Raw genomic sequence first — 12,854 nt, forward strand, 5'->3', positions numbered from 1 at the left:
TCTGAAAGGTTGTCGGCCATGGCCCTGCAGCTCATGCTTATCCCCACCGAGGTGGGGCTCCTTATTCTGGTCATCGTGGCCCTCGTGCTCTTCGGTGGGTCCCGGATCGCCGGAGTCGGCAAGGGCGCCGGTCGCGCCATCCGCGAGTTCAAGGAGGAGACCTCCGGCCTCAAGGCGGCCGACAAGAAGAACGCCGAGGAGTCCGCCGCGGCTGAGGACAGGACCGAGTCCGAGGCCAAGCCCTCGGAGTGATCCGCGCAGGCGGAGACCCACAACGGCGTCAGGAATCGAAGATGACTGTCGGGACCGGTAAGGACATCGAGGCCAGCGAGCCGGAGGCCACCCAGGACCACCGGCGGCTGGCCGGCTTCCGTCCGCCCAAGGGTGGCGAGGGCGGCACCATGTCGCTGATCGATCATCTCAAGGAGCTCCGCTACCGGGTCGTGGTCTCCCTGGTGGCCGTCGTCATCACCAGTTCGGTGGCGTTCGCCTTCTACCGGCCCCTCGTCGAGGTGGTGATGTGGCCCTACCACCAGGCCAGTGCGGCGATCCTCGCCAAGAATCCGCAGGCCCACCTGCAGGTGGTCAACACCGGCGTCGTCGCACCCTTCATGCTCAACCTGCGGGTCGCGATGGTGGTCGGTCTCATCGCGGCCTGCCCCATCTGGCTGTACGAGTTGTGGGCCTTCATCGTCCCCGGTCTGGTCGGCAAGGAGAAGCGCTGGGCGGTGAGGTTCCTGGGAGCCGCCATCCCGCTCTTCCTGGCCGGAGCCTCCCTCGGATACTGGGTGATGCCCAAGGGCATCTCGATGATGCTGAGCTTCACCCCGAACGGGATGGGCATCACCAACCTGCTGGACATGAACGCCTTCCTCGATCTGGAGCTGCGCCTAATCCTGCTGTTCGGCGCCAGCTTCCTGCTGCCCGTGGTGCTCGTCATCCTCAACATGGTCGGAGTTCTCAAGGCCCAGCAGCTCGCGGCGGCCCGCAAATGGTCCATCTTCGGGTTCTTCTGCCTCGGCGCCTTCGCCAACCCGTCGGGGGACCCCATCTCGATGTGCGCCCTGGCCGTCCCGCTGACCGTGATGTACATCGTCGCCGAGTTCATCTGCCGGTCCCACGACAGGAAGCACCCGACCGACTCGATGGGGATCGATTCGGACGAGTTCAAGATCGACGTCGAGTGACCTCGACCGGCGACCGGCCGGATTGCCTGGCGCTGGTCGCCAATCCCGCAGCCGGTGGCGGCCTCGGGCGTCGGCTCGCAGAGCGGGTCGCACGGCGATTGTCGGTCCTGATGCCCGGCACCCGGATCCGCACTCTGCTCAGCCGATCCTGGGCCGACGCCGAAAGGCTGCTGAGCGAGGAGGTCGGCCGGTCCCGCGAGAGCCCGGCCCCCGGCTCCCGCGCGCTGGTGGTGATGGGCGGTGACGGGATGGCCCACCTGGGCCTCAACGCGGTCGCCGGCACGCCTGTGCCACTCGGGGTGATTCCGGCGGGCACCGGCAATGACTTCTGCCGTGGCGCCGGGCTGCCCGGTCGCATTCCCGCCGCTCTCGAGGCGATCGCCTCGGGGCGCTCCGGGTCCGTGGACCTGGCACGGGTCAGCGGAACGGTCCGCACCCGGGACGGCCTTCGGGAGGGCTCCCGCTGGGTCGGGTCGGTCGTGTCGTCGGGCTACGACGCCCGGGTCAACCGCGGCGTCAATGAGCTGAAGCTGCGGCTCGGCCCGCCCTCCTACGCCTATGTCGCGCTGCGCGAGCTGTCGCGCTTCGCACCCCTGGACTACCGCATCGAGGTCGACGGCCGGGTCCGTGAGCTGGAGGCCATGCTCATCGCGGTGGGCAACGGCGGATGGATCGGTGGCGGAATGCAGATCTGCCCCGGCGCCGACATCACCGACGGCCGGCTGGACGTGACGATCATCCATCCGTGCAGCAGGGCCACCCTGGTCAGGGCACTGTCCTCGGTCTACACCGGCGGATTCGTCCGGCTGCCGTTCGTGGAACGGTTGCGGGCCCGTACCGTCACCGTGGACGGCGAGGGCCTGGCGGCGATGGCCGACGGGGAGGATCTGGGCCGGGTGCCGCTGCGCATCGAGTGCCGTCCCGGCGCCCTGCGGCTGATGGGAGCCGGCGCTCGCCGCGGGCCCCGCGCGGCGAAGCACTAGTCTGGCCGATATGGACTCCGCCCTCGAACGCTTCGCCTCCGGGTACTCCTTCGGGCTCGACGACTACCAGACGGAGGCCTGCCGTCATCTCGACGACGGCGCCGGGGTGCTCGTCGCGGCACCCACCGGTGCCGGCAAGACCGTGGTCGGGGAGTACGCCACCTTCCTCGCCCTCGAGTCGGGCCGCAAGTGCTTCTACACCACACCGATCAAGGCCCTGTCGAACCAGAAGTACCACGATCTGGTGGATCGCTACGGCCCCGACGAGGTGGGGCTGCTCACCGGCGACGTGTCGGTGAACTCCGAGGCCCCGCTCGTCGTGATGACCACCGAGGTGCTCCGCAACATGATCTACGCCGGCTCGCGCACCCTGGAAGGACTCGGCTGGGTCGTGATGGATGAGGTGCACTACCTCGCGGACCGGTTCCGCGGACCGGTCTGGGAGGAGGTCATCCTGGGCCTGGCCGACTCGGTGCGGCTGGTCTGCCTGTCGGCCACCGTGTCCAACGCCGAGGAGTTCGGCGAGTGGCTCGACGAGGTCCGCGGCGATATCCGGGTCGTCGTGTCCGAGCGCCGGCCCGTCCCGCTGACCCAGCATGTGGCGCTGTCGAAGCGCATCGTCGACCTCTTCGCCCCCGACCGGCCCGGCACGGTGAATCCCGACCTGCTTCAGGTCGCCCGCCAGGAGGCCCGGGCCCACCGCGATGACAGACGTCGGCCCAGGGGCCGCAACGGCAAGGGTCGGCGCAGCGTCTCCTACGGATCCGGTCGGTTCGGCGGAGCCTCCTCCCAGCGCCTCGAGAGTTCCGACCGGGGGGCCCCGCGCAACAGCCCCAGCCGCGCCCAGGTGGTGCGGGCACTGCGCCGGTCGAAGCTGCTCCCGGCCATCATCTTCGTGTTCTCCCGGCAGGGTTGCGACGCCGCCGTGAGTCAGCTGATGAGCTCGGACCTGGTGCTCACCAGCGAGTCGGAAGCCCGTCGGCTGCGGGAGATCGCGGAGCGCCACGGAGCCGCACTCACCGGGGCCGAGCGTCGGGCCCTGGGCTGGGACCGCTTCGTCTCGGCATTCGAACGCGGGGTCGCCGCCCACCACGCCGGCCTGCTCCCCGTCATCAAGGCCGTCGTCGAGGAGGGATTCGTCACCGGCCTGCTCAAGGTCGTGGTGGCCACCGAGACCCTGGCCCTGGGCATCAACATGCCCGCGCGCACAGTCGTCATCGAGAGGCTGGTCAAGTACAACGGGCAGTCCCATGCCGATATCACCCCGGGCGAGTACACCCAGCTCACCGGTCGCGCCGGGCGCCGCGGAATCGACGTCGAGGGCCACGCGGTGGTCTGCTGGCAGCCGGGGATGGATCCACGCGCCGTCGCCGGCCTCGCCTCGCGACGCACCTATCCGCTGAACTCGGCCTTCACCCCCACCTACAACATGGCCGTCAACCTGGTGGCCACAGTCGGCCGGGAACGGGCCACGAGGGTGCTGGAGCACAGCTTCGCGCAGTTCCAGATCGACCGGCGCAACGGCCCGGCCGGAGCGCGGCGCAACGAGAACGAGAAGGCGATCGCCGACTACCTGAAGGCCGCGAGCTGCGATCTGGGCGATTTCACCGAGTACGCCTCGATGCGGGAGAAGGTCTCCAGGCTCGAGGCCGAGCAGGCGAGGCTGCGCCGCGGCTCGCGCGACGACGAGGTGCTCGACTCCTTGTCGGTGCTGGATCCCGGGGATGTCATCGCGGTGCCCTCGGGCCCCCACGCCGGATGGGCGGTGATCGTGGATCCCGGCACCCGCGGACGTCACGGAGACCGTCCCAGCCCCCTCGCGATGGTCGCCGACCGCCGCGTCGTCCGGCTCGGCGAGCACGACCTCGACGCCCCGGTGCACAAGGCCGCCGGGGTACGTATTCCGCCCCACTTCCACCCCCGCGACGCCGCCGCCCGCAAGACCCTCGGCAAGGCCTTCGACCAGGCGACCGCCAGGCTGGACGCACCGCCCTCCCGCCCGCCGAAACCCCGGGTCGACGCCGAACTGACCGAGCAGATCACCCGGCTGCGTGCCGAGCTGCGGTCTCACCCGTGCCACTCCTGCCCCGACCGTGAGACACACGCCCGGTTCGCCGAGCGGGCCATGGCGCTGCGCCGCGAGACCGACGCTGCGGCCGCGAAGGCCCGGCGCAGGTCCGACTCCATCTCCGACCGGTTCGACCGGATCTGCCTCGTGCTGGAGTCCCTGGGCTACCTCGAGCCGGGCGGGCACCGGGTGAGCGGGGCCGGGCGGGTCCTGTCGCGGATCTACTCCGAGCTCGATCTGGTCACCGCCGAGGCCGTCGCCGAGGGGGTCCTCGACCGCCTCGATCCCGCCCAGCTGGCTGCCGTGCTGTCCACCCTGGTCTTCGAGTCCCGGCCGGCCGACCGGCGCCGGCCCGCCTGGATGCCCGACCCGATCTGCGAGGAGACGGTCAGCCGGTTGCGCGCGGTACGGGCCCGGGTCGGCCGCCTCGAACGCGACCACCGGCTGGAACGGCCCCGCGACCTGGACATCGGCTTCGCCGAGACCGCTTACCAGTGGGCCTCGGGGGCGGCCCTGGACACCGTCCTGGCCGAGGGCTCCAGCGCCGGGGACTTCGTCCGCCAGATGCGCCAGGTGGCCGATCTGGCCGGCCAGATCGCCGGAGCCGGGGTCGACGAGGAGCTGGCGCGGACCTGTCGCCGGATGCTGGGCGCGATCCAGCGCGGTGTGGTGTCCATGAGTGAGGAGGAGTGAGTTCTCAGTAGGGTGTGGTCCATGGGTGTTGCGCTGCGGGTCATTCCATGTCTCGACGTCAAGGACGGCCGGGTGGTCAAAGGGGTCAACTTCACCGGGCTGCGGGACGCCGGGGATCCGGTCGAACTCGCCCAGGAGTACGGACGGCTGGGGGCCGACGAGCTCACCTTCCTCGACATCTCCGCCTCCACCGAGGGCCGGGCCACCACCCGCGAGATGGTGACCCGCTGCGCCGAGACCGTCTTCATCCCGCTGACCGTGGGCGGCGGGGTCCGCGAGGTGGCCGACGTCGACTCCCTGCTGCGGAGCGGAGCGGACAAGGTGGGCATCAACACCGGCGCGATAGCCCGCCCCGGCGTCATCGATGAGATCGCCGACCGGTTCGGCAACCAGGTCCTGGTGCTCTCCCTGGACGCCCGCCGAGAGCCCGGCCGACCGTCGGGATACGGCGTCACCACCCACGGCGGGACCCGCCCGGCAGGCCTGGACGCCATCGCCTGGTGCCGCGAGGCCGTCGAGAGGGGGGCCGGGGAGGTGCTTCTCAACTCGATGGACGCCGATGGCACGACCGGCGGCTTCGACATCGAGATGATCGAGGCGGTCCGCGCCGAGATCGATGTGCCGCTCATCGCGTCCGGGGGAGCCGGCACCGTCGCGCACTTCGTCGACGCCGCACGGGCCGGCGCCGACGCCGTGCTGGCCGCATCGGTGTTCCACTACCGCCGGCTCACCATCGAGGCCGTCAAGGACGGCCTGCGCCGGGCCGGAATCGAGGTGCGCTGAGACTGGTTGCGGTCCCGATGGTGTAGGTATGGGCCATGGACTGCCTTTTCTGCTCGATCATCGCCGGCGATATCCCGTCGCGAACCGTGGCCAGTGATGATGCCGCGGTCGCCTTCCTCGACGTCGCCCCGTTCCAGGACGGCCACACCCTCGTAGTCCCGCGCCGTCACGTCCCCGACCTGCTCCACCACGACGGTGAGCTCGAGCGCATCGCGCCCCTGGTGACCAGCGTCTCCAATCTGCTGGTCGATCGCCTGGGAGCCCAGGGGATCAATGTCGTCTCCAACGTGGGCGAGGTGGCCGGCCAGTCGGTCTTCCACCTCCACGTCCATCTGATCCCTCGCTTCGACGTCGAGCCCGGCTTCGACGCGATCCGCTCCCAGCGCCCCCGGCGGGACCCCGACGAGGTCCTGGCCCTGCTCGGGTGACCCGCCTGCCGGATGTCCGTATCCTGAGATTTTCATCCCAGAGTTTTGACGCGGGGCCGCCCATGGTGGATTCTTATCCACGTGAACGGCCTCGTTGTCCTTAGCTAGCGTCCCGGCCCTCGGTCAGGACGCTCCCTCGTATGCCTCTGGCAGCGAGGGTTTTTTCTTGTCGGGGACCTCGGCCCACGGATTCATCCGTCGAATCCGGACCTGAGATCAGCGGTATCGCCGTCACATTCGACATCGATGGATATGGAGGAGCAGCACATGGCTGACAATCCCCGGCAACCGAAGCTCATGACCGGCGCCCAGATGGTGGTCGCCAGCCTGGAGAAGCTCGGCGTCGATGTCGTCTTCGGGCTCCCCGGCGGAGCCATCATGCCGACCTATGACCCTCTGATGGACTCGGAAGGGGTGCGCCACATCCTGGTCCGGCACGAGCAGGGGGCCGGCCACGCCGCCGAGGGGTATGCGGTCGCCACCGGCCGGGTGGGAGTCTGCATGGCCACCTCCGGGCCCGGGGCGACGAATCTCGTCACCGCCCTCTACGACGCCTACCTGGACTCCGTGCCGATGGTGGCCATCACCGGACAGGTGGGGGCATCGCTCATCGGGACCGACGGGTTCCAGGAGGCCGACATCCGCGGCATCACGATGCCGATCACCAAGCACAACTTCCTCATCACCAGGGCGGCCGACATCCCGCTGGCCCTGGCCGAGGCCTTCCACATCGCCTCTACGGGGCGCCCCGGCCCCGTTCTGGTCGACATTGCCAAGAACGCCCAGCAGGAGACCACCGAGTTCCGCTGGCCCAAGCAGTACGACCTGCCCGGTTACAAGCCGACGCTGCGGCCGCACTCCCGCCAGATCAAGGAGGCCACCACCCTCATCCTCGAGGCGGAGCGCCCCGTTCTCTACGTCGGCGGCGGGGTCGCCAAGGCCGGGGCCGCCGGCGAGCTGGCCAGGCTGGTCGACATCACCGGAATCCCGGTGGTGACGACACTGATGGCCCGGGACGTCTTCCCCGACGACAACCCCTTGGCGATGGGGATGCCGGGCATGCACGGTTCGGTCGCCGCCGTGGGCGCCCTGCAACGCGCCGATCTCGTCTTCGCCGTCGGCGCCCGCTTCGACGACCGGGTGACCGGGCGCCTCGACACCTTCGCCCCGATGGCGAAGGTCATCCATGCGGACGTCGACCCGGCCGAGATCGGCAAGAACCGGGTCGCCGATGTGCCGATCGTCGGGGATGCCAGGCTCACCCTGACCAGGATCGCCGACGCCCTGGAGGGCAAGAAGCTCCCCGATATCTCCGTGTGGGTCGAGCAGCTCCAGGAGATGAGGAAGACCTACGCTCCAGGATGGGAGGAACCGCCCGCCGGGGAGCTCTCCCCGCAGTACGTCATCTCGCGGATCGGGGCGCTGGCCCCCGATGACACGGTCTTCGTGACCGGGGTGGGCCAGCACCAGATGTGGGCCTCCCACTTCCTGCCCCATCGTCACCCCCGCAGCTGGCTCACCTCGGGCGGGGCCGGAACGATGGGCTACTGCGTGCCCGCCGCGATGGGCGCCCAGATCGGCAGGCCCGAGGCCACGGTCTGGGGGATCGACGGGGACGGCTGCTTCCAGATGACCAATCAGGAGTTGGTGACCTGCGCCCTCAACGGCATTCCGATCAAGATCGCCATCATCAACAACAATGTGCTCGGCATGGTGAGGCAGTGGCAGAACCTGTTCTTCGACAAGCGGTACTCCCACACCGATCTTCATTCCGATCAGTACCCGGATTTCGTCAAGCTGTCGGAGGCCCTCGGATGCGTCGCATTCCGCGTCACGCAGGCCGATGAGATCGACGCCACGATCCGGCGGGCCAATGAGATCAATGACCGCCCGGTGGTGGTCGAGTTCGTGGTGCACAAAGATGCGATGGTCTGGCCGATGGTCGCCGCCGGGGCCAGCAACGACGATATTCAGATCGCCCGCGGCATGGCCCCCGACTGGGGCGAGCAGGCCGAGGACGAGGCTGTCGGGGCCGCCGGCTCCGGCGAGGAGGACTGACCCATGACTTCGACCCACATTCTCTCCGTGCTCGTCGTCAACCGGCCGGGCGTGCTGACCAGGGTGGCCGGCCTGTTCGCCCGTCGCGGTTACAACATCGAGTCGCTGACTGTCTCGCCCACCAATGACCCACAGGTCTCCCGGATGACCATCGGCGTCGACGTCGACTCGCCGTCGACCCTGGAGCAGATCGTCAAGCAGCTCAACAAACTCATCGAGGTGCACAAGATCATCGAGCTGGAGGACTCCGCGGTCACCCGCGAACTGGTGCTCGTCAAGGTGCGCTCGGATCTGGAGAACCGCTCCAAGATCGTCGACACCGTAGGTCTCTTCCGGGGCAAGGCGGTCGACGTCTCACATGAGTCCATCACGATCGAGGCCACCGGCGGACGTGAAAAGCTGGAGGCATTGATCAAGATGCTTGAGTCTTTCGGCATCCTCGAGATCGTCCAGTCCGGGCGGGTCGCGGTCAACCGCGGTGCGTCGGCGCTGGCGGCCAAGAGCTCTCGCAACGGTTCATGACGCAACGGTTCATGTTGTCGTGGGCCGACAGGCCCGCACCTCAGAGTTTCCCAATATAAGGAGAATCCACATGGCAAAGATCTACTACGACGACGACGCCGACCTGTCGGTCATCCAGGGTCGCCAGGTCGCCATCATCGGATACGGTTCCCAGGGCCACGCCCACGCGCTGAACCTGCGCGACTCCGGCGTCGACGTCCGGGTGGGACTGCGCCCCGGGTCGAAGTCGGCCGCCAAGGCCGAGGCCCAGGGCCTCCGCGTGCTCGGCATCGAGGAGGCCTGCGAGGAGGCCGACGTCATCATGATCCTGGCCCCCGACCAGAATCAGCGTCAGCTCTACGCCGAGCAGATCGCCCCCCACCTCAAGAACGGCGACGCGATCTTCTTCGCACACGGGTTCAACATCCGCTACGGCTACATCAAGGCCCCGGCCGGCGTCGACGTCTGCATGGTCGCCCCGAAGGGTCCCGGCCACATCGTCCGTCGCGAGTACGAGGACGGCCGTGGCGTCCCGGTGCTGGTGTGCGTCGAGCAGGACGAATCGGGCAAGGCATGGGATCTCACCAAGTCCTATGCGAAGGCCTTGGGCGGGCTGCGGGCCGGCGGCATCGAGACCAGCTTCCGCGAGGAGACCGAGACTGACCTCTTCGGCGAGCAGGCCGTGCTGTGCGGCGGCATGTCCCACCTGGTCCAGGCCGGTTTCGAGACCCTCACCGAGGCCGGATACCAGCCCGAGATGGCCTACTTCGAGTGTCTCCACGAGATGAAGATGATCGTCGACCTGATGATCGAGGGAGGCATCTCCAAGCAGCGCTGGTCCATCTCAGACACCGCCGAGTACGGGGACTACGTCTCCGGGCCCCGCGTCATCGACGCCCACGTCAAGGAGAACATGAAGGGTGTCCTCGACGACATCCAGTCCGGCGCCTTCGCCGAGCGGTTCATCGCCGATCAGGACGCCGGCGCCCCGGAGTTCAAGAAGATGCGCGAGGCCGAGGCGGGTCATCCGATCGAGGCCACCGGCCATGAGCTGCGCAAGATGTTCTCCTGGCTGGAGAACACCGACGACGACTACACCGAGGGCACTGCCGCTCGTTGATCGCAGTTCCGGAAGGTCCCCGTCGCCGGGAAGGCGACGGGGACCTTCCGCATCATGGATCGATGCTTGTGGGTCTCGGTGCTCCTCTGCCTCAGTGTCGGACGGCGATGATGGCGGCCAGGTCCTCGGCCAGCTGGATCTCGGTGCAGTTGACGGACTCCTCGGAGCGCCAGGACAGCCGGGTCTGATCGACCCCTCCGTCGAGGGTGCGCGGAGGGAAGCCGAAGCTGGGCGGCATGTCGTCGATGAGGATGAGACCGCCGTGGCGCACGGCCTTGACGATGGTGGGGATCGGGGTGGCCCGGGCGATGCGGATCGGCATCGACAGCAGGCCGAAGGGGCCGTGGGCCACCAGATCGTCCCAGCCGCCCTGGATCACCTCGACATCCTGGCCGTCCAGAATGTCGCGGACCCGCTGACAGCGGTTCTCGTCGTCATCGACGGTGAAGACGTGGGTGCGGGTGTGCGCGCCCAGCCGCAGCCAGGCCGCCCCGGCCCCGCATCCGGCCTCGCACTCCCCGATGGGCCCGTGCACCGATCCGGCCAGGGTGGCCAGCAGCCGGCCGGTCTCGTTGCGGGTGGTGGTGAGATAGCCGAGTTCCAGCGCGTTGTGGAGGGCGGCCGTCACCAGGGGGGGAGTGCCAGGAAGGGGTATCACCCGGGCATTGTCCCACAGCACACAGCACGGCCCCACAGCACATCGCCCCCGCGGCCCGTGGTCATCGGCCCTCGTGATCCCCGGCCGTCCCGCCCGTACCGATGTGCCGGATGACTCGGCTCTCCGATAGCGTTGATCGCGGTCCGAGCAGCAGGAGCTGCGCAGTGGGAGCAGGGAGGGGCCATGATCACATTCCTCATCATCGGTGCGGTGGGGATCGTCATCCTTCTGGTCTCGCTGATCCTCGGCGATCTGGCCGGCGCCTTCTCCCATTTCGACGCGATCGGCGGGGAGTACATCTCGACCGCCGTCATCGCCGCCTTCATCGGAGCCCTGGGATTCGCCGGAGCCCTGGCACTGGCCGTCACCGGCTCGACCGTCTGGGCGATCGGCGCCGGCTGCGGAGCCGGCATCCTCTTCGGTGCCGGAGCCTCATGGCTCACCCGGGCACTCACGCGTTCCGGGTCCTCCTACACCCCGAGCGGATCCGAACTCGTCGGAGCCGAGGCCCACGTCATCTCCCCGATACCCGCCGACGGGATGGGCCAGATCCGCCTCAGCACGCACGGGCACCTGCTCACCCTCAACGCCCGTAGCCAGATCCCGGTCTCGGCCGGGGAGAGGGTCTGGATCAGCGGAAGGCTGTCCCCGACGGCCGTGGAGGTCTCCCCGGTCTCCGCCGGCGAATGAGCCGTCCACACCCCTCCAATCTCCACTGCCACGTCGTCAACTCGCAGGAGCGCTCATGCCGTTCACACCCGTGACCATCGCCATCGCCGGACTGGTGGTGCTGGTCATCCTCATCGCCTGGTTCATCGTCAGCCGCTACAAGGTGGCCGGGCCCAACGAGGCCTTCATCGTCACCGGACGCAAGGGCAAGGAGGTCCGCAACCCCGAGACCGGAGAGATCTCCACCGACCTGTCGGGCCAGAAGGTCGTGATGGGCGGAGGCATCTTCGTCATCCCCTTCGTCCAGCGCCTGCACATCCTCGACCTGTCCAGCCGCCGCATCTCGGTGCAGATCCGGGGGGCCGTTTCCGGCCAGGGCATCAAGATCAACCTGGAGGGCGTGGCCCTGGTCAAGGTGGGTGGCAACGAGGACTCGATCCGGGCCGCTGCCCAGCGCTTCCTCAGCCAGCAGGGCGAGGTCGAGACCTTCACCCAGGAGACCCTCGCCGGCTCCCTGCGCTCCATCGTCGGCGGGCTGACCGTCGAGCAGATCATCCGCGACCGCGCCGCATTCGCCCAGCGCGTCGCCGACGAGTCGGAGAACTCGCTGACCGGCCAGGGGCTGGTGCTCGACACCTTCCAGATCCAGGACATCACCGATGACGGCACCTACCTGGCCGACCTGGGACGCCCCGAGGCCGCCCGGATCGGGCAGATCGCCTCCATCGCCGAGGCCAAGGCCAAGCAGGAGGCCGAGCAGGCCCGGCTGGATGCCGAGCAGCTCATCGCGGTGCGCAACCGGGAACTCCAGCTCAAGGAGTCCGAGATCAAGTCGGAGACCGACGCCGCGGCCGCCAAGGCCGCCGCCTCCGGGCCGCTGGCCCAGGCCGACCGCGACCAGGCCATCCTGGAGGAGCAGGAGAAGGTCGCCGTCAAGCAGGCGGCACTGAAGGACCGCCAGCTCGACACCGAGGTCCGCAAGCCCGCCGACGCCGAGCGCTACCGCCAGGAGACCGAGGCCCAGGCCCGCCGTACCGCCGAGATCCTGCGGGCCGAGGCCGACAAGGCCGCCTCTATCGCAGCAGCAGAGGCCGACGCCGAGAAGTCCCGACTGACCGGTGAGGGGGACAAGTCCCGCCGGGCGGCGCTGGCGGAGGCCGAGGCCATCGAGGGCGCGAAGAAGGGAGAGGCCGAGAAGGCGCGGCGGACCGCCGAGGCCGAGGCCACCCGCGCCGAGGGCGAGGCGAAGGCCGCCGCCATCCTGGCCACCGGCCAGGCCGAGGCCGAGGCGATGAACAAGAAGGCCGACGCCTTCGCCCGCTACAACGAGGCGGCCGTCCTCCAGATGCTCGTGGAGGCCCTTCCCCAGATCGCCGAGAAGATCTCGGCCCCGATGGGCGCCATCGACAAGCTGACGGTGGTCTCCACCGACGGTGCCTCCCAGATCACCAAGTCCGTCACCAACAACCTGGTGCAGACCCTGGACCTCATCCGGACCACCACCGGTGTGGATCTCACGGAGAAGCTGGCCGGTCTGGCCGGTGGCGGTCTGACCGCCGGGACGACGGAGGTCGTCGACTCCTGAGCCTCAGCGACCGGGTGGCCGCATCGGTTCCGGACAAGGCCGTGTTTCCATGACGAGGACAGGGGCCCGGCACCAGATGGTGCCGGGCCCCTGCCGTCGCTGCGCGGGCGGGACTGATCAG

12 protein-coding genes are annotated in these 12,854 nt (G+C 68.9%); 11 read left to right on the top strand and 1 reads right to left on the bottom strand.

The features are described from left to right. Positions 1-24 precede the first annotated feature (24 nt). From JS278_RS07070 to ilvC, 9 genes are all read left to right on the top strand, one after another. Positions 25-252, top strand: coding sequence for a twin-arginine translocase TatA/TatE family subunit (locus JS278_RS07070; RefSeq protein ID WP_114046178.1), 228 nt, complete (start codon positions 25-27; stop codon positions 250-252). 41 nt (positions 253-293) lie between these two features. Next, positions 294-1,187, top strand: a complete 894-nt coding sequence (gene tatC / locus JS278_RS07075; RefSeq protein WP_114044563.1) for a twin-arginine translocase subunit TatC — start codon at positions 294-296, stop codon at positions 1,185-1,187. Continuing rightward, positions 1,184-2,170: a diacylglycerol/lipid kinase family protein gene (locus JS278_RS07080; protein ID WP_114044564.1), complete on the top strand. Its 987-nt coding sequence runs from the start codon at positions 1,184-1,186 to the stop codon at positions 2,168-2,170. Before tatC ends, JS278_RS07080 begins: the two co-directional genes overlap by 4 nt. A 10-nt stretch (positions 2,171-2,180) precedes the next feature. Next, positions 2,181-4,931 (top strand): DEAD/DEAH box helicase, encoded by a 2,751-nt coding sequence (locus JS278_RS07085; protein WP_114044565.1) that lies wholly within the window; start codon positions 2,181-2,183, stop codon positions 4,929-4,931. 21 nt (positions 4,932-4,952) lie between these two features. Next, complete coding sequence (gene hisF, locus JS278_RS07090) at positions 4,953-5,714, top strand: imidazole glycerol phosphate synthase subunit HisF (protein WP_114044566.1); 762 nt, start codon at positions 4,953-4,955, stop codon at positions 5,712-5,714. Positions 5,715-5,749: 35 nt separating this feature from the next. Continuing rightward, positions 5,750-6,142: an HIT family protein gene (locus tag JS278_RS07095; RefSeq protein WP_114044567.1), complete on the top strand. Its 393-nt coding sequence runs from the start codon at positions 5,750-5,752 to the stop codon at positions 6,140-6,142. Between the two features lie 267 nt (positions 6,143-6,409). Further along, entirely contained in the window at positions 6,410-8,200 is a 1,791-nt protein-coding gene (locus JS278_RS07100; RefSeq protein ID WP_245935234.1) for an acetolactate synthase large subunit, read from the top strand. Positions 8,201-8,203: 3 nt separating this feature from the next. Then, positions 8,204-8,722 carry an acetolactate synthase small subunit gene (ilvN, locus tag JS278_RS07105; protein ID WP_114044569.1) on the top strand — a complete coding sequence of 173 codons (519 nt, stop codon included), beginning with the start codon at positions 8,204-8,206 and terminating at the stop codon, positions 8,720-8,722. A gap of 70 nt (positions 8,723-8,792) precedes the next feature. Next, on the top strand, positions 8,793-9,821 hold the full coding sequence (ilvC, locus tag JS278_RS07110) for a ketol-acid reductoisomerase (protein WP_114044570.1): 1,029 nt from the start codon (positions 8,793-8,795) through the stop codon (positions 9,819-9,821). Positions 9,822-9,912: 91 nt separating this feature from the next. Here the strand turns inward: ilvC and JS278_RS07115 are convergent, their stop codons facing one another. Continuing rightward, entirely contained in the window at positions 9,913-10,479 is a 567-nt protein-coding gene (locus JS278_RS07115; RefSeq protein ID WP_114046179.1) for an O-methyltransferase, read from the bottom strand. A gap of 183 nt (positions 10,480-10,662) precedes the next feature. Between JS278_RS07115 and JS278_RS07120 the strand changes: the two genes are divergently transcribed. Further along, on the top strand, positions 10,663-11,169 hold the full coding sequence (locus JS278_RS07120; protein ID WP_114044571.1) for an NfeD family protein: 507 nt from the start codon (positions 10,663-10,665) through the stop codon (positions 11,167-11,169). Positions 11,170-11,224: 55 nt separating this feature from the next. Then, positions 11,225-12,733, top strand: coding sequence for a flotillin family protein (locus JS278_RS07125; RefSeq protein WP_114044572.1), 1,509 nt, complete (start codon positions 11,225-11,227; stop codon positions 12,731-12,733). Positions 12,734-12,854: the final 121 nt, after the last annotated feature.

Source organism: Acidipropionibacterium virtanenii, from assembly GCF_003325455.1.
GTDB classification, from domain to species: Bacteria; Actinomycetota; Actinomycetes; order Propionibacteriales; family Propionibacteriaceae; genus Acidipropionibacterium; species Acidipropionibacterium virtanenii.

Bases quoted from the DNA above. Each gene is read 5' to 3' on its own strand.
- tatC (WP_114044563.1), top strand. From the start codon at position 294: ATGACTGTCGGGACCGGTAAGGACATCGAGGCCAGCGAGCCGGAGGCC.
- JS278_RS07085 (WP_114044565.1), top strand. From the start codon at position 2,181: ATGGACTCCGCCCTCGAACGCTTCGCCTCCGGGTACTCCTTCGGGCTC.
- hisF (WP_114044566.1), top strand. From the start codon at position 4,953: ATGGGTGTTGCGCTGCGGGTCATTCCATGTCTCGACGTCAAGGACGGC.
- JS278_RS07095 (WP_114044567.1), top strand. From the start codon at position 5,750: ATGGACTGCCTTTTCTGCTCGATCATCGCCGGCGATATCCCGTCGCGA.
- JS278_RS07100 (WP_245935234.1), top strand. From the start codon at position 6,410: ATGGCTGACAATCCCCGGCAACCGAAGCTCATGACCGGCGCCCAGATG.
- ilvN (WP_114044569.1), top strand. From the start codon at position 8,204: ATGACTTCGACCCACATTCTCTCCGTGCTCGTCGTCAACCGGCCGGGC.
- ilvC (WP_114044570.1), top strand. From the start codon at position 8,793: ATGGCAAAGATCTACTACGACGACGACGCCGACCTGTCGGTCATCCAG.
- JS278_RS07120 (WP_114044571.1), top strand. From the start codon at position 10,663: ATGATCACATTCCTCATCATCGGTGCGGTGGGGATCGTCATCCTTCTG.
- JS278_RS07125 (WP_114044572.1), top strand. From the start codon at position 11,225: ATGCCGTTCACACCCGTGACCATCGCCATCGCCGGACTGGTGGTGCTG.